General features: G+C 62.2%; 16 protein-coding genes and 1 pseudogene. 9 read left to right on the forward strand and 8 right to left on the reverse strand.

Annotation, left to right across the window (positions count from 1 at the left end):
- The 4 genes from AC5ZG5_RS40895 to AC5ZG5_RS40910 form a co-directional block, all read left to right on the forward strand.
- On the forward strand, positions 1-335 hold a 335-nt coding region (locus AC5ZG5_RS40895; protein ID WP_496165518.1), incomplete at its 5' end, for an ATP-binding protein.
- Positions 336-468: 133 nt separating this feature from the next.
- Complete coding sequence (locus tag AC5ZG5_RS40900; protein WP_456646343.1) at positions 469-945, forward strand: hypothetical protein; 477 nt, start codon at positions 469-471, stop codon at positions 943-945.
- Between the two features lie 591 nt (positions 946-1,536).
- A complete protein-coding gene (locus tag AC5ZG5_RS40905) occupies positions 1,537-2,436 on the forward strand; it encodes a phage tail protein (RefSeq protein ID WP_456646342.1) in 900 nt (299 codons plus the stop codon).
- A gap of 182 nt (positions 2,437-2,618) precedes the next feature.
- Positions 2,619-4,574 carry a DEAD/DEAH box helicase family protein gene (locus AC5ZG5_RS40910; protein WP_456646341.1) on the forward strand — a complete coding sequence of 652 codons (1,956 nt, stop codon included), beginning with the start codon at positions 2,619-2,621 and terminating at the stop codon, positions 4,572-4,574.
- Between the two features lie 81 nt (positions 4,575-4,655).
- Here AC5ZG5_RS40910 and AC5ZG5_RS40915 read toward each other — a convergent pair whose 3' ends face one another.
- Entirely contained in the window at positions 4,656-6,233 is a 1,578-nt protein-coding gene (locus AC5ZG5_RS40915; protein ID WP_456646340.1) for a recombinase family protein, read from the reverse strand.
- A gap of 329 nt (positions 6,234-6,562) precedes the next feature.
- On the opposite strand from AC5ZG5_RS40915, the pseudogene AC5ZG5_RS40920 reads away from it, so the two are divergent.
- The 3 genes and pseudogenes from AC5ZG5_RS40920 to AC5ZG5_RS40930 form a co-directional block, all read left to right on the forward strand.
- Positions 6,563-7,474, forward strand: a pseudogene (locus AC5ZG5_RS40920) (YifB family Mg chelatase-like AAA ATPase); the annotation flags it as partial.
- A gap of 204 nt (positions 7,475-7,678) precedes the next feature.
- Positions 7,679-8,146: a hypothetical protein gene (locus AC5ZG5_RS40925; RefSeq protein ID WP_456646339.1), complete on the forward strand. Its 468-nt coding sequence runs from the start codon at positions 7,679-7,681 to the stop codon at positions 8,144-8,146.
- A 155-nt stretch (positions 8,147-8,301) separates the two neighbouring features.
- Entirely contained in the window at positions 8,302-10,545 is a 2,244-nt protein-coding gene (locus AC5ZG5_RS40930) for a PAS domain-containing hybrid sensor histidine kinase/response regulator (protein WP_456646338.1), read from the forward strand.
- A gap of 114 nt (positions 10,546-10,659) precedes the next feature.
- Here the strand turns inward: AC5ZG5_RS40930 and coaA are convergent, their stop codons facing one another.
- From coaA to hisB, 7 genes are all read right to left on the reverse strand, one after another.
- Positions 10,660-11,616 (reverse strand): type I pantothenate kinase, encoded by a 957-nt coding sequence (gene coaA / locus AC5ZG5_RS40935; protein WP_028164789.1) that lies wholly within the window; start codon positions 11,614-11,616, stop codon positions 10,660-10,662.
- 138 nt (positions 11,617-11,754) lie between these two features.
- On the reverse strand, positions 11,755-12,078 hold the full coding sequence (locus AC5ZG5_RS40940; protein ID WP_130225516.1) for a phosphoribosyl-ATP diphosphatase: 324 nt from the start codon (positions 12,076-12,078) through the stop codon (positions 11,755-11,757).
- 74 nt (positions 12,079-12,152) lie between these two features.
- Positions 12,153-12,929, reverse strand: coding sequence for an imidazole glycerol phosphate synthase subunit HisF (gene hisF, locus AC5ZG5_RS40945; RefSeq protein WP_456646337.1), 777 nt, complete (start codon positions 12,927-12,929; stop codon positions 12,153-12,155).
- An 8-nt stretch (positions 12,930-12,937) separates the two neighbouring features.
- Positions 12,938-13,678: a 1-(5-phosphoribosyl)-5-[(5-phosphoribosylamino)methylideneamino]imidazole-4-carboxamide isomerase gene (gene hisA, locus AC5ZG5_RS40950; protein ID WP_456646336.1), complete on the reverse strand. Its 741-nt coding sequence runs from the start codon at positions 13,676-13,678 to the stop codon at positions 12,938-12,940.
- Positions 13,675-14,325, reverse strand: coding sequence for an imidazole glycerol phosphate synthase subunit HisH (hisH, locus tag AC5ZG5_RS40955; RefSeq protein WP_456646335.1), 651 nt, complete (start codon positions 14,323-14,325; stop codon positions 13,675-13,677). The genes hisA and hisH overlap by 4 nt, the downstream gene beginning before the upstream one ends.
- Positions 14,322-14,852, reverse strand: coding sequence for a DUF2628 domain-containing protein (locus AC5ZG5_RS40960; RefSeq protein WP_456646334.1), 531 nt, complete (start codon positions 14,850-14,852; stop codon positions 14,322-14,324). Before AC5ZG5_RS40960 ends, hisH begins: the two co-directional genes overlap by 4 nt.
- Before the next feature lie 108 nt (positions 14,853-14,960).
- Positions 14,961-15,554 carry an imidazoleglycerol-phosphate dehydratase HisB gene (gene hisB / locus AC5ZG5_RS40965; RefSeq protein WP_456646333.1) on the reverse strand — a complete coding sequence of 198 codons (594 nt, stop codon included), beginning with the start codon at positions 15,552-15,554 and terminating at the stop codon, positions 14,961-14,963.
- Between the two features lie 181 nt (positions 15,555-15,735).
- On the opposite strand from hisB, the gene hslV reads away from it, so the two are divergent.
- Positions 15,736-16,293, forward strand: a complete 558-nt coding sequence (gene hslV / locus AC5ZG5_RS40970; RefSeq protein WP_027581383.1) for an ATP-dependent protease subunit HslV — start codon at positions 15,736-15,738, stop codon at positions 16,291-16,293.
- Positions 16,294-16,417: 124 nt separating this feature from the next.
- On the forward strand, positions 16,418-16,900 hold the full coding sequence (locus AC5ZG5_RS40975) for a GNAT family N-acetyltransferase (RefSeq protein ID WP_456646332.1): 483 nt from the start codon (positions 16,418-16,420) through the stop codon (positions 16,898-16,900).
- Positions 16,901-16,905 lie beyond the last annotated feature (5 nt).

Raw genomic sequence — 16,905 nt, forward strand, 5'->3', positions numbered from 1 at the left:
TCAGCCCGGCCGCTCAGCGCGAAGCTCGGCTGCGGAGCATCTTTGACTGCGATCTGCTTGTGCTTGACGACCTGTTCCTCGCTCGCACCATCCCCGACGAAGCCGGCGCTTTGCTGCAGACTCTGATCCATCAACGCTACAAATTGCACCGCAGCGTCATCGTCACGTCCAATCGCGTCGTGCAGGATTGGGGCGCTTATCTCCGGGACAACACCATGAGCACGACGATCCTTGACCGCCTCATGCACCATTGCCATCTGCTCGAGTTCGACGGCCGCAGCTACCGCCTCAAGGAAGCCGCCGAAGCCCTTGCACGCAAAACCCAGTCAACCTAATAACCTCTCGTCCTGCTCCACAAGTGGGGGAGTTTGCGCGACCACAGGTGGGGGAATTTGAAGTGACCGTCCGGGCACAATGGCCAGACTTCCTAGGGGAAAGACTAAACATCCCGCATCGCATTCAGAGGCTATGAAGGCCAAATGGGAGGACCCGGAATACAGGGCAAAAATGGCTGCTCGGGACAGCAAGAGGGAGGCGCTACGCAAAGCTGACCCTGAGCGCTTCACCAGAACCGGAGTCCCAAACGGGATGAGGAAGGCTGAGGCCCAGCGGCTGTGGTCAGTGGCTGAGCTGCAGGCTGATAAGATCATTCAGACAATGAAGGCAGGTGGGCTGCTTCCGGAGACAGCAGCGAGCAGCTCAGCAGCAGATCAGACTACAGCAGCAGATCAGTCTAGCGTCCCTGTTCCAAACACAGAGGATGAGATGGCTGAGGTTATGCTCCGAGAGGCCTTTAAGCTGGCCTTAGGGCCCACAGGGACACGTGCCAAGCTGGCGGCGCTGGCCACCATAATGAGGTACACAAGGCTAAAGCCCATGGCGGTCCTACAGTTGGCCACAGGCACTAAGGCTGAGGATGTGCTGGATGAGCTTGCTACCAGCTAATCGAAAACAGCAGAGGAAGTTAACAGCGACAATCAATTACTGGCTAATAAGCTTCTGTAATCTGTTCTCTGTGCTGGGCTAGCAGCTAAATCTACAGGTGAAATCTATAGGTAAGTCTACGCTCCTTCAAAAGTGGAACTCTCCCCATTACGGCCTGTAACATTCCGTGATGGAACTTTAGTTCCCCAAAGAAGGGGTGAGACCTCTATAGGGTAGGTTCTTTAGAGGTTGACCCCCTACTTTCCTTACCTGAATACCTAGCTGTCTAAGGCGTTAGCCGCAAAATAAGCTAAGTTACTGTAAATATTAGCAAAAGAATCGGGTCACAGACCTCTAGGGTACTCCCTAAGAGCTTTGCCCCCAGTTCCCTACCCTGGAACCTAAACTCCCTCAGGCTCCCAAAAAGAGACCCTATAGGACCGAAGGGAGAACCCCGACCAACCGCAGGCCGTCTTTAGTGCTGCCGTGAACCTTACAGCTCCGGCGCCTTCGGATTGCGGACCTATGCGCATGCGTGCCGATATTCCGGCCGATGCTTAACCCTGTGCTGACCGCACATCATTTCCGTAAAGACAGAAGTTACTTCAATAAATGCCTCTCGAGACTGCATCAACTATCAACGATTTTGTACTCTCCAACCCGGCCCACTCAGACGGGCTCAATCAAGCCGACGCCCACCTTCGGCTCATCAAAAGCGTCCTCAAGAACACCTTCCCGGGCCTTGCGGCTCCCCTCATGAACGCTGCGGGCCAGATTGTGCAGCCCAAGGACGGCACAGGCTCAGCACCCGCATATACCTTCGCCTCAGAGCCAACCTTAGGATTCTACCGCTCCGCTGCGGGCGTCATCAGCATCGCAGGCGGCCAGCTCAAGGGCGCGTCACCGGTAGGTAGCGTCCACACATTCCTTGCTGAGCCTTCAGGTCTGGGGAAGGGCGGCACTGGCACTGGCCATGCCTTCCTAGAGCTTGATGGCAGCACGTGGAATACTGCGGACTTCCCTGCTCTAGCAGCTCAGCTTGGTGTGCCCGGTTCTACGTTCACGTTGCCCAACATGACCACCACCGGGCGCTTTCCCCGCTCACGGCGTTCCGGTGTTGCTGCTGGCGCGGTTGAGGCGAACGCGGTGCAGCAGCATACCCATTCCGTCGTGGGCAGCACAGGCACTGAGACTGCTGCGCACAATCACACCTTCTCGGGCACCACCGGCTCGATGAACCGCAACAACCCGCATACGCACAGTTCCAACGCCAACGTGACGGGTGTTGCGGGTGTCACAGGCGGCGGATCGTTCGCTACGCCCACTACGGGTGCGGCAACCATCAACGCTGCGGACATCAACCACGAGCACGCTTTCAGCGGCACCACAAGCACTGAGCAGCAGGCGCATGCGCACAACATCGCCTTCGAAAGCTCAGGCGTTAATGGTGCTACAGCTGTGTCTGAGACACGCCCAGAGGCACTATCGTTCGTGTTCTGCATCAAGACCTGATTAAGGCGAGGGGTCTCAGCTTCGGTTGGGGCCCCTTTTTGCCCGGCCTACAGCGCGCCAGCAACCACGCCTCCTCGGGCTTCAAAGTTTGGCGGCTTCGCTGGAAGTACCCTCCCTTACCAGCCGCACCAGTCCGCAAGCGGACACCTAAGCGGCGCTCAATCCAAAGGATATTCTGCCCCATGCAGACCACTACCGGCTCACACGAGCAACAGTACGCCCTCGTGCCGCCGCAGACCTTCGTCGACCGTCTAACCAACAAATGGACCACCGCCTACCACAACGTGCCCAGTGCCGCCCTAAGGGCCCTCTGGACCACCATGGCCAACACCTACCAAGCCGCAATCCTCGACACAGCCGCTGGTGTACCGCCACGCTGGCGCATCCTGTGGCCCCCAACGGGCTCAGGGAAGACCTTGGGAGCCAAGGTGTATGCGGCACTCCAAGCTGAGCAGAACGCCGCTGCTGCCCATAAGACGCCTGTGGGCATACTCATCGTCACCCGCCTGATTTTCCAAGCCGACGAGATGGTGGCCGCTATCAATGCCATGGCTGGCCGTCAGGTTGCTGTGGCAGATCACAGCGAACACCGAGCAACCCATGAGCAACTCCACGCAAGCGATGTGGTGGTCATCACTCATCAGGCATATGTGAACGCCACACAGACCATCACCAGTACACGCGCTGGCCGGTGGCACCGCCTGACGAATTGGAAGGGCGGCAAACGTCTCCTGACCATCATCGATGAGGCTCTCTGCAACGCCATCGAGGAGAGCCAAGTCAAGGTAGACCGGCTAGGCCAAGCCATCGGGTTTATCCCCCATGGCCTGCGTACCAACTACGCCGCTGAGCTAGAGGCCCTGGAGCACCTCTATGTTGCCTTGGGCCATCATGCCGGTGTCAGTGCGGGATTCGGCGGTGGCGCATGTATGGCTTGGGGCACGGAAGGGGCATCAAGCGGCCCCGTCAACCTAGCCGCCTTGCGCGCCGAGATGCTCAAGCTCCCATATGACCAGTATCTTGGCAAAGTTGACGTGAAGGAGCGCAACCGCATTGCAACGCAGATAGACAAGACGCTGGAGGCTGCTGCGGCGGTGCTGGATCAGTATGCTTATTTTGCGCTGAGAGGCACAGAGCCCACACTCAACTCATCGGCGCTACTGGTGCCTTTGGATGCTCCGGGGCCTGTGGTCCTAGACGCTACTGCCCGTGAGGATTTCATCTACAATCTCATGGAAGACCACGCAGTGATTATCCCGACGCCTTCCGGTGTACGTGATTACAGCAGCGTCAAGCTGCACGTGGCGCGGACGGGCTCAGGGATCGGCAAGGGAGCTATGGTAGAACGCGCCAAGACGCGCTTTCCTCGCCTCATTGAAGACCTAACCGCGCGCCTTACGCCTGATCGTTCAGTGTTCTTCTGTGTCCACAAAGCGGTTGAGCACGAGCTGCCAGAGGCCGGAGATATGCCCTTTGCAAAGGTGACCAAGGCGCATTGGGGTGCTGTGGACGGCAGCAACGCCTATGCTGACTGCGATGTGGCGGTCATCTTCGGCTTGCCATTTCGTGATGCGGTGACGTGGCCAACCAACGTCTTCTTTGCGCTCAAAGGCGTACAAGGGGATGATTGGCTCGACAATCCAACCTGGAAAGGACACGGTAACCTTCGGGAGCACATGGTCCGCCGTCAGCTATCCGCATCCATCATTCAAGCGATCAATCGCATCTGCTGCCGCCATGTCACAGATGACCACGGCGGATGCCCTCCGGCTGATGTGTTCATCGTCCTTCCTTCCGGTGAGCGGGGTGAGGATATTCTCGCTGCAATCCGCCGAGAGATGCCAGGGATACAGGTCACCGATTGGCCATTCGAGCCTGATGGTCCAAAGGTTCACAGGCGGGGCGCAGGGACGCCCCATGAGCGCTTGTTGACCTTCATGGGTAACCGGGCCCCGGGACGTACATCAATGACGGCGGTGGCTCGTGAGCTTGGGCTCAAGCCGGATGCCAAGAAAGACTTGCAGAAGAACCTTCGTAACGAGAACCACCGGACCACCATGGCCCTCAAGGCGATTAGGGTGACCTACGTCAGCACGGGCCGGGGTGGCAAGAGTGAGCTGGTTAAGGAAGCAGCGTAGCTAGAATACACAAGCCGCACATAGGTTTTCCCATCGGGGGCCCGTGTGCGGCTTTTTTTCGTTTAGCCCCAGCCACACTAGCTAATTGGCATCCCAATTGAAGCGACTTGTAATGAACACCGCCTGCTGCGGCTCATCGGCGTGGTGCCAGTGTATTTCCAACGCTCCCTCAGCCAGCCGCATGACCATCTTTCGCACCGCGCCCCGCAGCGCCTTATTGGCCTCCTCGGTGTCTATGGTCTCCGCTGTGAGCGCCTTCTCCACCGCTGCCAGCCGTAGCTTGACGTTGGTGCTCGTCAGGGTGTCCCTACGTTCCAGCAGCCGCCTCAGGGTCTCCTTTGCAGCCTCCAGCTCCTGCTCAGCCGTGTGCAGAGCCTGCCTTGCCGCCCTGCTCTTGTCAGTGATGGTGATCTCTAGCAGCTCGCGTACCCTGTCCTCGCCCCCATCAATCGCCGCATGTAGACGCCCAATCTTCTCATCCATCTCTGCGGTGTCATTGCCTCGGGGAGCCCCATCCAAAACTTGGTGGATTACCCGCCGTATCTCCCCTTCGGCATCGTGGTAGGGGACGCTCTCATACTTGCATGTACCTGACTTCGCATGCGCTGCTGAGCACACGAGGTACACATGCTGCCCTTTGTTGACGCGAGTTACAGTGCCGCCGCAGTGCTGACATTTGAGCACGCCCGCGAAGATGGACTGCACCGGGCCGTTGGTGTTCCGGCCCCGCGCTCCTGTTGTGCTTAGGCGAGCATTAACGCGCTCGAACAGCTCGCGGTCCACAGCGGCAGGGAAGCGGTGAGCTATGGGCTCTTGCGGTATCCGTTCCTTGCTGCGCTTGCCCGCGACCTTCCGCACCGTGTGGGGCACAAAGACCCCAATGGCAGCCCTATTGGTTAGCAGCTTGCGGATATAGGAGCGGTGCCAGTATTTGGCTTTCCAACCACCCGCGCCCCACGTCTCAACCTTTGCCTCGTTGAGCTGCGCCGCAATGCTGTGTACCCCCTCACCATCGTCAGCCAACTCGAACATCCACCGCAGCCGCTCCGCCCGCTCCTCTATCAGCTCGTAGCTTGCGGTCTCGGTGCTCCATCGTATCCACGCAGGCAGCCTCAGTGTGTAAGGCTTGGCGAGCTTCTCCTGACCGGCAAACTTCTGGCGTCTCGCTGCATGGGCCTTGGCCACACGCACGCCCTTAGTGGCGCTCTCCTCGTTAGCCCGGATGAAGCGGACCACCATCATCAGGAAGAGCATAGGGTCCTTGTCGAGTGTTTCGGCGCTGTACTCCCTGCCCCCGTCAGACAGGTCCACAACCGTGACCCCCGCCTCCACGATGTCCTCAATGGTACGCACGGCCTTCCGGGCGGCCTGCCTGCTTATGCGATCAAGGTTCTCAACTAACAGCCACGAGCCGCGCGGTATCGTGCCGTCCTTGACGCGCTCCAGGAACACGCCAAGTGCTCCGGTCTCAAGGTTCGCCCCGGTGAAGCCCGAGACGCCCTTGTCCTGCAGCGTCAGCTCCTCATCCAACGCCACCCCATTCGCAGCGGCCCACGCCTTTGCGGCGTCAGTCTGGCGTTGGAGCGAGTGGCCCTTAGCCTGCTCTGGCGTGCTGAACCTGACGTAGCTGTATGCCTTCGCGGGCCGCTGCGTATCCATTGGTCCGCCCTCAGTGGCTCAGGGCTTCGTTAGATGGGCCGGTGAGTGTGTCCATAGGTACTGAGGCTGAGAGCGCCGCTAGCGCCTCATCGACACCCCCCAACCTGTCAGCTAAGCGCTCTGCCTTGGCTTCCATGCGTTCCCCGAGGCGCTGCAAGAGCTCCCCGATAAGGATGGTTGCCCATGCGCCCCTGAAGGCTGCTGTGGCGAGCGCCACTTGAGCGCGGCTGATGCGGTGGCGAGCTGCGGTGAGCAAGTCGCGGATGGTGATGCGTATGGCCATATGTTCTGTGTCCTATTCCTTATCAACGCCCCAGAGTGGGCATCGGGGATATGACATGCTGATGATGGGCTCGCCCGGCGCCGGCAAATCGATGCTGGCAGCGCGGCTGCCCTCGATCCTGCCGCCGCTGTCGCCGTCCGAGCTGCTGGAGGTCTCGATGATCGCCTCGGTGGCCGGCGAGATCCGCGACGGCGCCCTGACCGCGCGGCGGCCGTTCCGCAGCCCGCATCATTCCGCCAGCATGGCGGCGCTCACCGGCGGCGGCATGCGCGCCAAGCCCGGCGAGATTTCGCTCGCGCATCAGGGCGTGCTCTTCCTCGACGAACTGCCGGAATTCGATCCGCGCGTACTGGATTCGCTGCGGCAGCCGCTGGAGACCGGCGAGGTTTCGGTTTCGCGCGCCAACCATCGCGTCACCTATCCGGCGCGCTTCATGCTGGTGGCGGCAATGAATCCGTGCCGCTGCGGTCATGCCTATGAGCCCGGCTATGCCTGCAAGCGCGGGCCCATCGACCGCTGCACCGCCGATTACCAGATGCGCATCTCCGGTCCGCTGATGGACCGCATCGATCTGCGGATCGAGGTGCCGGCAGTGACCGCCGCCGACCTGATCCTGCCGCCGCCTTCTGAAGGATCGGCGGAAGTGGCGGCGCGGGTTGCTGCCGCGCGCGACATCCAGCTTGCGCGCTATGCCGCCGCCGGCATGCCCAACGTCCGCACCAACGCCGAGGCACCGTCATCGCTGCTTGAGACCATCGCCCAGCCGGACGCGCAGGGGCAAAAACTGTTGCGTGATGCAGCCGAGACCATGCGCCTCACTGCGCGCGGCTATCACCGCGTGCTGCGCGTCGCACGCACGCTCGCCGATCTCGATGGCACGGAGAAGATCGGCCGATTGCACCTCGCGGAAGCGCTGTCCTACCGCGCGCTGGCCGACGATATCAGGCGCGCGGCGTAGAGCGCGTCCAGCCGTTTCGCGTCAACGCGACGGTAACCAGTTCTCTTTACACTCCGCCAACCATAAGTCCGCGCGATCCCGGCGGGCTCGAGCATGATCCCGGAAAAGTGGGAACCGGTTTTCCGAAAGGATCATGCTCAAGCAAAGAAGCAGAGCGAGGGATGCTTCGAAGAAGCGTCGCTCCGCTCTTGAGTGAGTGGTGTCATGTTGCGTTTGAAGATCCTGGCCTCGGTCGTGCCGCTGGCCGCGTTCGCGCTTGTTGCCCGCGGTGAATTGCTGCCGGGCTCGCACCCCTGCATCGAGGCCGGCGGTGCCACCATCCAGATCGCATCGCTCCCCTGGCTCGCCCAGCTCCATGTCAGCTTCACGGACGATCCGGCTGCCGCCACCGTGCGGGTCCAGATCTCCGATAGCGCGGAAGCCGCCGATTTCACCGTCATCGATGATGTCGATGATAGCGAGCCCGGCGCCTGCGAGAGCAGCGGCGTCCCACAACTGGTCGCGATCTCGGCCAATCCTACGGCAACCGATCCCGTGATCTATCTTTCGCAGGACGGCCCGGCCGATTACCGGATCTTCGTTCATTCAAAGAGCTTCTCGGTGCGAGATGCCGCGGCGCTGATCGTCGGCGCGCATGGTGGGCACCGCCGACTGCAGGCCGCTTCGCTGTAGCAACGATCGTTAACGCATTATCAACCCTGTTCGCATCGCGGGCCGGAACGCGACGCCGTCTCAAGCACTTTGCAAGGTCGCCGACGCATCGTCGACCCAACATGCGAGGTGGCCCAAGCTGCCAGCCTCCAAAGCAGGTGATCAGGGGATCGGCGATGACGTGGACCTATCGGCTGAAGCTCCACCTGCTTCGGTTCGGGCGCCGTCACCCCTGGATCGTCTTCACCCTCCGCGCCTTCGTCGTGTTCGCCGCGGTCTTCACCGGTGGCTATGCATTGCTCATTGGCGCGGTTTCCGATCGTGACCCACGTTCCATCGCTGTGGGTGTCAGCTTGCTCTTCGCGCTCACATGCGTGGCGCTGGTCGTACTGAATGTCCGGCTGCGGCTGATGCGCGGCAAGTTGCGCATGATCGCCGAGCACAACGAGGCGCTCGCCGACCGCAACTGGGAGCTGCAGGAGGCCGAGCAACGCGCGCGCAGCCTGTTCGAATCGCAAAGCGACCTGATCGTGCTGCGCGACGCCGATGGCATGATCACCTTCGTCAACGACGCCTATTGCGACCTCGCAGGGAAACCGCGCGGCGAACTGATCGGCAGCCATTTCGCCTTCGAGGTACTGGAACAGGGCAACACTGCGCTGGAGCCAAGCGGCACCCGCGTCTACGACCAGAAGATCGCGCACCCCTCCGGGCCGCGCTGGATCGCCTGGCGCGAGGGCCTCGTCCGCACCGATGCAGGACGGCCTGCGGAGATGCAAAGCGTCGGGCGTGACGTGACCGACCGCACCGAAAGCGAGCGCGCGCTCGCTGACGCGCGCGATCAGGCCGATGCGGCCAACCGCGCCAAGTCGCGCTTCCTCGCAATGGCGAGCCACGAGATCCGCACCCCGCTGAACGGCATCATCGGCATGAGCGGCCTGTTGATGGATACGCCGCTGACGCCGGAGCAGATGACCTACGCCAAGGCGGTGAAGACCTCCGGCGACGCGCTGCTGTCGCTGATCGAAGAACTGCTGGACTATTCCAAGATCGAAGCCGGCAAGATCGATCTCGAAGAGGGCCCGTTCGCGCTTTCGAAACTGATCGAGGACATCACCGAACTGCTGGCACCAAGGGCGGAAGCCAAAGGAATCGAGATCGCCGCCTATATCGATGAGCGGTTGCCGATGGAGGTGATCGGAGACGCGGCCCGGCTGCGCCAGGTACTGCTCAACCTCGCCGGCAACGCCATCAAGTTCACCGCGACCGGCGGCGTCGCCCTCGTCGTCGAGCCCGGCATCCGGCCGAATGAGATCAGCTTCCTGGTGCGCGACACCGGCATCGGCATTGCACCGGAAGCGCAGCAACGCATCTTCCGCGAGTTCGAGCAGGCCGATGAAGGCATTGCGCGCAGCTATGGCGGCACGGGGCTCGGCCTCAGCATCAGCGACCGCATCATCAAGCGCATGGGCGGCCGCATCGCGCTTGCAAGCACGCCGGGCGCGGGCTCGACCTTCGAAGTCTCGATCCCACTCGCCGCTTCCGACGGCAACACCGCAACCGTGTTCAGCCCGCCCAACCTTGCGGGACGATCGATCATGCTGGTCGCGCCGCAAGGCATCGAAGCCTCGCTGATATCGCGCCGCTTGCAGCGCTGGGGCGCACAGACCTGCATGGTGTCAGATACCACGATGGCGGAGGCCTTGCTGCCCGAGCGTTCATGGCACGCCGTGCTGATCGACCATGCGCTGGGAGCGGCCGAGATCAGCCGCATCAGTGAAGTGGCGCGGCTGCATGCGATGCAGCGGATCGTGATGTTCACGCCGGCGACCCGGCAGGAGCTGCGGCGGTCCGCCGACGCGCCGTTCACCGGCTATCTGGTCAAGCCGCTGCGCGCCGTCTCGCTCGCCGCTCGTCTGACTGCCACGCCCGAGGTCGCGTCGCCGAGCGTCGTCGCGGAGCCCGTTGTGGAACCGATCGAGGCGGATTCAACGCAGGCCTCACTGTCCGATAAGAAGCTATCGATCCTGGTTGCCGAGGACAATGAGATCAACGCGCTCCTGATGCGCTCGCTGCTGACGCGTCTCGGCCACCAGGTGGTGATGACCACCAATGGCGAAGACGCGCTTCAATCCTGGTCATCGGCGAAATCGACAGGGGCGCCATACGACCTCGTGCTGATGGACGTGCAGATGCCGCAGCTCAACGGCATCGAGACCACCAAACGCATCCGGCAACTCGAAGCCGGCCAGTCCGGCCGAGCAACGCCAATCCTCGCGCTGACAGCCAATACGCTGGCTGAGGATCGCTCCGCCTGCTTCGAAGCCGGCATGGACGGCTTTCTGATCAAGCCGCTCGATCGCGAGAAGCTGGAGAAGGCGCTCGCGGGATTGGCCGCATCACGGCATCTGGCGGCATAGCCACCGCTGCTCCCGCCGTCATTGCGAGCGAAGCGAAGCAATCCATCGCACCACACATGCGGAGGCGTGGATTGCTTCGCTTCGCTCGCAATGACGATGCCGGGCGACAGCGAATTATAACCGCCGCAGTGCGACTGTTTCCACCACGTGGTCGGCACCCTTCTTCAGGATCAGCGTCGCACGCGGACGGGTCGGCAGGATGTTGTCCTCGAGATTAGCGCGGTTGGTGCGTTCCCAGATCGCGATCGCGGTGGCGGTGGCCTCTTCGTCCGACAGCACGGCATAGCGGTGGAAATAGGAGCGCGGGTCGTGGAACGCAGTATCGCGCAGGGCAAGGAAACGCTTGACGTACCACTCGCGCAACACCGGCTCATCGGCATCGATATAGACAGAGAAATCGAAGAAGTCGGAAACCACCGGCACCGCCTTGCCGTCGCGCGGCAAGCGGCTCGTCTGCAGCACATTGACACCTTCGACGATCAGGATGTCGGGACGATCGATCTCGATGAATTGGTTCGGAACGATGTCGTAGGTCAGGTGCGAATAAACCGGCGCGCGCACCGGCCGCCGTCCGGCCTTGATGTCGCTCACGAACGAGAGCAGCAATTGCTGGTCGTAGCTTTCCGGAAAGCCCTTCTTCTGCATCAATCCCAGACGCTCGAGCACGGCGTTGGGATAGAGGAAGCCGTCTGTGGTGACGAGATCGACTTTGGGTCGCGGCGACCAGCGCGCGAGCAGCGCCTGCAGCACGCGAGCCGTGGTGGACTTGCCGACCGCGACCGATCCCGCGACGCCGATGATATAGGGCATCTTGCGGTCCTGGATGCCGAGGAATTGGCGCTGCGCGTAATAGAGCCGCTGCGTGGAGTCGACATAGATCGACAGCAGCCGCGACAGCGGCAGATAGATGTCCTCGACCTCGTGGATGTCGAGCCGATCATGCATCGAGCGCAGCCGCTCGAATTCGCCTGGCTCCAGCGTCATCGGCGTATCGTCGCGCAATTTCGCCCATTGCTCGCGCGAGAAGATCCGGTACGGATTATATTGCTGGTCGGGTGCCTGAATATCCATGGCCGTGCCCTAACTGAACTATTGCTTGGGCATGATCTTTTCGGAAAACCGGTGCCCACTTTTCCGGATCATGCCCTAGATTCTTCTTTTGACGCGTTTTCTTCACGCGAACCGGTGTCCACTTCGCTCGAAAACGCTTTAGTCACGCTTGCGCGCCGCTTTCTCTTCCAAGCCGGACATGGATGTGCGCTGCGCCAGCGCCGCCTCGACGTCCTCGAGCTTCACGCCGCGGGCCTTCAGCAGCACCAGCAGGTGAAACACCAGATCGGCACTTTCGGCGATGAGATGATTGCGATCGTTCTCGATCGCGGCGATCACCGTCTCGACCGCTTCCTCGCCGAGCTTCTTGGCACAATGCTCTGCGCCCTTGTCGAGCAGCTTCTTGGTATAGGACGCCTCTCCCCCCGACGCTGCGCGGGCATCGATGATGGCGGCCAGATCGTGGACCGTGAAACGCGACATACTCAAGCACCCAGACCGGCCGGACGCCGGCAATTTCCCCCGGAGGGGACTTAGCACTTTTGTGACGGCGAGTCCTAGGGATCGAGACGCATGGGCAGCCCTGCACGCACCATGTGCTCCTTGGCTTGGCGAATGGTAAATTCGCCGAAATGGAATATCGACGCGGCCAGGACCGCGGTGGCGTGACCCTTCCGGATCCCGTCGACGAGATGATCGAGATTGCCGACCCCGCCGGACGCAATGACAGGTACGGGGACACTATCAGCGATCGCCTGCGTCAGCTCAAGGTCGAAGCCCTGCCTTGTGCCGTCCCGATCCATCGATGTCAGCAGGATCTCGCCGGCGCCGAGCGAGACCACCTCCTGGGCATATTCGATCGCCTCGATGCCGGTGGGCTTGCGCCCGCCATGGGTGAAGATTTCCCAGCGGTCGGAACCGCCGGCACGATTGACCCGCTTGGCGTCGATCGCGACCACGATGCACTGCTCGCCGAACTTTTCGGCACCCTCTTTCACGAATTCGCGACGGCTGACCGCCGCGGAATTGATCGACACCTTGTCCGCACCGGAGCGCAGCAGCGCGCGGATGTCGTCGATGGTGCGGACGCCGCCGCCGACGGTGAGCGGCATGAAGCAGGCCTCGGCGGTCCGCCGTACCACGTCCAGCATGGTGCCGCGATTTTCATGGGTCGCGGTGATGTCGAGGAAGCAGAGCTCGTCGGCGCCGGCGGCATCATAGGCGATCGCCGCCTCCACGGGGTCGCCGGCGTCGCGCAGATCGACGAAATTGACGCCCTTGACCACACGGCCGTCCTTGACGTCGAGGCAGGGAATGACGCGGACTTTGAACATGTCGTCTCCTAAGCCGCGGCGCTGGCGCTGCGGATCAGTTTTAGCGCGGCGTCGGGATCGAGTCGGCCGTCATAGAGCGCGCGGCCAACAATGGCGCCGGCGAGTTTCTTGGCGCGTGGCTCCAGCAATGCGTTCACATCATCGATAGAAGCAAAGCCGCCGGACGCGATCACGGGGATCGAGATGCTCTCGGCAAGGGCGATCGTGGCCTCGAGGTTGAGGCCCTTCAAAAGACCGTCGCGGGCGATGTCGGTGAAGATGATCGCGGCAACGCCGGCATCCTCGAAGCGCCGCGCGATCTCAAGCGCCGTCACCTCAGAGGTCTCGGCCCAGCCCTGAACCGCGACCTTGCCGTCGCGCGCATCGAGGCCGACGGCGACGCGGCCGGGATGCTTCTTCGCGGCGCCCCTGACGAGCTCGGGGTCACGTACCGCCGCGGTGCCGATGATGACCCGCGCCACGCCCTTGTCCAGCCAGGCTTCCACCGTCTTGAGATCGCGGATGCCGCCGCCAAGCTGCACCGGCATCGTCACCGCCTTCAGCATCGCCTCGACGGCCCGCGCATTCATCGGCTTGCCGGCAAAGGCGCCGTCGAGATCGACGACATGCAGATATTCGAATCCCTGCTCGGCGAAGGCACGCGCCTGCGCCGCCGGATCGAGATTGAACACGGTGGCGCGCGCCATGTCGCCCTGCTCCAGGCGCACGCACTGTCCGTTCTTGAGGTCTATGGCAGGAAAGAGGATCACGGCTTCCACTTCAGGAAATTCGAGATCAGCGCCAGCCCGAAGCGCTGGCTCTTCTCGGGGTGAAACTGTGTGCCGATCGCGGTGTCTTTTGCAACGACGGCTGTGACCGGCCCGCCGTAGTCGGCGCGCGCCAGCACGTCCTGCTCATTGGCCGCGTTAAGGTGATAGGAGTGCACGAAATAAGCGTGGCGGCCGTCCGGCCCCAGCGGCAACCGCTCCAGCACGGGATGCTCGCGCAGCACTTCGAGCGTGTTCCAACCCATGTGCGGGATCTTCAAGTTCTCCTCGCGCGGCTGGATCTTCTCGACGTCGCCGGCGACCCAGTTGAAGCCCTCGGTCGTCACATGCTCCTTGCCGCGCGTCGCCATCAACTGCATGCCGACGCAGATGCCGAAGAACGGCCGCGCCTTGACCCGCACAGCTTCCGTCAAGGCCTCGAGCATGCCGTCGAGCGCATCGAGGCCTTTGCGGCAATCGGCGAAGGCGCCGACGCCCGGCAGCACGATGCGGTCGGCGCGGAACACCGCATCGGGATCGCGCGTCACCATGATCTTCTGCGGATCTTCCATGCTGCGCGCGGCGCGCTCGAACGCTTTCGCCGCGGAGTGCAGGTTGCCCGAGCCATAATCGATGATGGCGACCGTCATCGCGATCCTCCCGGCTCTGGAAACAACCCGATAATGCCGCCCTGCGGCAGCGGCGGCGGCTTGGAGAACGGCTGGCCCGGATTGTTCCGCGTCGGCGGCGGGCCACCGCGGTCGACCGACCATTGGTCGTTGACGACGCCGCGATGCGCTGCGGTCCAGCGATCGAAAAAGCGGCGCTCGGCGGATTCCTCGTCGTCGGCCACGACGATATCGAGCTGGCGCCATCGGCCGCGCGACAATGTCCAGCGCTTCAGGCTTGCCGCCTCGAATCCCAAGAGCAGCGCCAGCACCACGTCCACGGCCAGGATCGTGCCGCGGCCGATGCCGAGCTTTGCCAGGCCGTAATCGATCGCCGCCATCAACACGACCCAGCCGATCAGCGCCAGCCACAGCCGGTGCCAGGCCAGCCAGATCACGCTCGCAACCGCCGCCCAGAAATGAAAGCCGTCGCGCACGAAGGTGAACCTGTCAGTCGCCGCAAGATCGGCATTGTTCCCTACGGGGGCATGCACTGTGTAGACCGGCATCAAAACTCTCCGCCGCGAAGTTTTGGTTTGGCATGATCTCCGCGCAAACGCTTCGCGTTTGTCGCGAGGGAAAGCCGGGACCGAGTTTTCCGGGCCGTGCCCGGGAAATCAGCCGCCGAGCTTGCCCTTGGTGGAGGGCACTTCGCCCGCGGCCTGCGGATCGATCGCGACCGCCGCGCGAAGCGCTCTCGCAAGACCCTTGAAACAGGATTCGGCGATATGATGGCTGTTCTCGCCATATAGGGTCTCGACGTGCAAAGTCACGCCGGCGTTCATCGCAAACGCATTGAACCATTCGCGCACCAGCTCGGTGTCGAACTCGCCGATCTTGTCGCGGGGGAAGGCGGCCTTGAACACCAGCACCGGACGGCCCGAAATGTCGATCACCACGCGCGACAGCGTTTCGTCCATCGGCATGTGGATCGAGGCATAGCGGGTGATGCCAGCCATGTTGCCGAGCGCCTGTTTCACTGCCTGTCCGAGCGCAATCCCGACATCCTCGGTGGTGTGGTGGTAATCGACGTGGAGATCGCCCTCGGCCCTGACCGTGATATCGATGCGCGAATGCCGCGCCAGGAGGTCGAGCATATGGTCAAAGAAGCCGATCCCAGTCGAAACCTGGGACACACCCGACCCGTCGAGGTTGACCGCCACCTCGATGTCGGTCTCCTTGGTCTTGCGCTTGATCGTCGCCGTGCGCATGAAAATTGAGCTTTCCCGTGCCGAAAACGGGCGTCTTTTAACAGGCCGATGACCCCTTCGCTACTGCGGGATGACACCAAAAACGGCCAAGTTGCGGCCATGGTGACCAAACCGGCCTCAAATGACCCGATTGTAAGCCACTGGCCGACCGCCTAAATCTGCTCGGACAATGAGGTACCCCATGCAAGCATCCCCAAACGAGCCGACCGTCTGGCACGGCACCACGATCGTCACCGTCCGCAAGGGCGGCAAGGTGGTGATCGGCGGCGACGGACAGGTCTCGATCGGCCAGACCGTGATCAAGGCCAATGCCAAGAAAGTGCGCAGGATCGGCAAGGGCGACGTGATCGGCGGCTTTGCCGGCGCCACCGCCGATGCCTTCACGCTGTTCGAGCGGCTGGAAAGCAAGCTCGAGCAATATCCGGGGCAACTGACCCGGGCGGCTGTGGAGCTGGCCAAGGACTGGCGGACCGACCGCTATCTGCGGCGGCTGGAGGCGATGATGATCGTGGCCGACAAGGACGTCTCGCTCGTCCTCACCGGAACCGGCGACGTGCTGGAGCCGGAAGCCGGCGTCATGGCAATCGGCTCGGGCGGCAATTACGCATTGGCCGCGGCGCGCGCCTTGATCGACAGCGACAAGGATGCCGAGGCGATCGTGCGCCGCTCGCTCGATATCGCAGCCGACATCTGCGTCTATACCAACCGTAACGTGACGATCGAGACGCTGGGCGGCTGAAGCATGATCCGGAAAAGTGGGAACCGGTTTTCCTCGCGACAAGCGCGAAGCGTTTGCGCGGAGATCATGCTCGGACAAAGAAATGAGATCATGATCCGATTCAACCCAACCGGATCATGATCTCATGGGACTCTACACCTTCCGGGAAATGACGACGGCCCACCTTGCGCTGATCGAGCGCTGGCTGGCGCTACCGCATGTCCGGGAATGGTGGGGCGATCCATCCGAGCAATATGCGCTGGTGAGTGGCGATCTCGATGAGCCAGCAATGGACCAGTTCATCATCTCCGCCGAAGGCAACGATTTCGCTTACCTGCAGTGCTACGCGCTGACGGCCTGGAATGAAGGCTTCGGAGCACATCCCGAAGGCACGCGCGGCATCGATCTCTTCATCGGCGAGCCCGACATGATCGGGCGCGGACACGGCTCGGCATTAATCCGCCGCTTCGTCATCGAGCGGTTGGGGCAGGGCGCGCCGCGCATCGTCACCGATCCCGATCCGAACAATGCTCGCGCCGTGCGCGCCTATGAAAAAGCCGGATTTGAGAAAGTCCGCATGATCCACACGCCCGACGGCCCGGCGCTCCTGATGGTCTGTGACGCATGACCGCA

This window comes from Bradyrhizobium sp. Ses1 (assembly GCF_059512365.1).

Excerpts from the sequence above, each read along its gene's own strand:
- AC5ZG5_RS40960 (WP_456646334.1), bottom strand. The coding sequence starts at position 14,852 with ATGCCGGTCTACACAGTGCATGCCCCCGTAGGGAACAATGCCGATCTT.
- AC5ZG5_RS40940 (WP_130225516.1), bottom strand. The coding sequence starts at position 12,078 with ATGTCGCGTTTCACGGTCCACGATCTGGCCGCCATCATCGATGCCCGC.
- hisB (WP_456646333.1), bottom strand. The coding sequence starts at position 15,554 with ATGCGCACGGCGACGATCAAGCGCAAGACCAAGGAGACCGACATCGAG.
- AC5ZG5_RS40905 (WP_456646342.1), top strand. The coding sequence starts at position 1,537 with ATGCCTCTCGAGACTGCATCAACTATCAACGATTTTGTACTCTCCAAC.
- AC5ZG5_RS40975 (WP_456646332.1), top strand. The coding sequence starts at position 16,418 with ATGGGACTCTACACCTTCCGGGAAATGACGACGGCCCACCTTGCGCTG.
- AC5ZG5_RS40930 (WP_456646338.1), top strand. The coding sequence starts at position 8,302 with ATGACGTGGACCTATCGGCTGAAGCTCCACCTGCTTCGGTTCGGGCGC.
- AC5ZG5_RS40915 (WP_456646340.1), bottom strand. The coding sequence starts at position 6,233 with ATGGATACGCAGCGGCCCGCGAAGGCATACAGCTACGTCAGGTTCAGC.
- AC5ZG5_RS40925 (WP_456646339.1), top strand. The coding sequence starts at position 7,679 with ATGTTGCGTTTGAAGATCCTGGCCTCGGTCGTGCCGCTGGCCGCGTTC.
- AC5ZG5_RS40900 (WP_456646343.1), top strand. The coding sequence starts at position 469 with ATGAAGGCCAAATGGGAGGACCCGGAATACAGGGCAAAAATGGCTGCT.
- hisH (WP_456646335.1), bottom strand. The coding sequence starts at position 14,325 with ATGACGGTCGCCATCATCGATTATGGCTCGGGCAACCTGCACTCCGCG.
- hisF (WP_456646337.1), bottom strand. The coding sequence starts at position 12,929 with ATGTTCAAAGTCCGCGTCATTCCCTGCCTCGACGTCAAGGACGGCCGT.
- coaA (WP_028164789.1), bottom strand. The coding sequence starts at position 11,616 with ATGGATATTCAGGCACCCGACCAGCAATATAATCCGTACCGGATCTTC.
- AC5ZG5_RS40910 (WP_456646341.1), top strand. The coding sequence starts at position 2,619 with ATGCAGACCACTACCGGCTCACACGAGCAACAGTACGCCCTCGTGCCG.
- hslV (WP_027581383.1), top strand. The coding sequence starts at position 15,736 with ATGCAAGCATCCCCAAACGAGCCGACCGTCTGGCACGGCACCACGATC.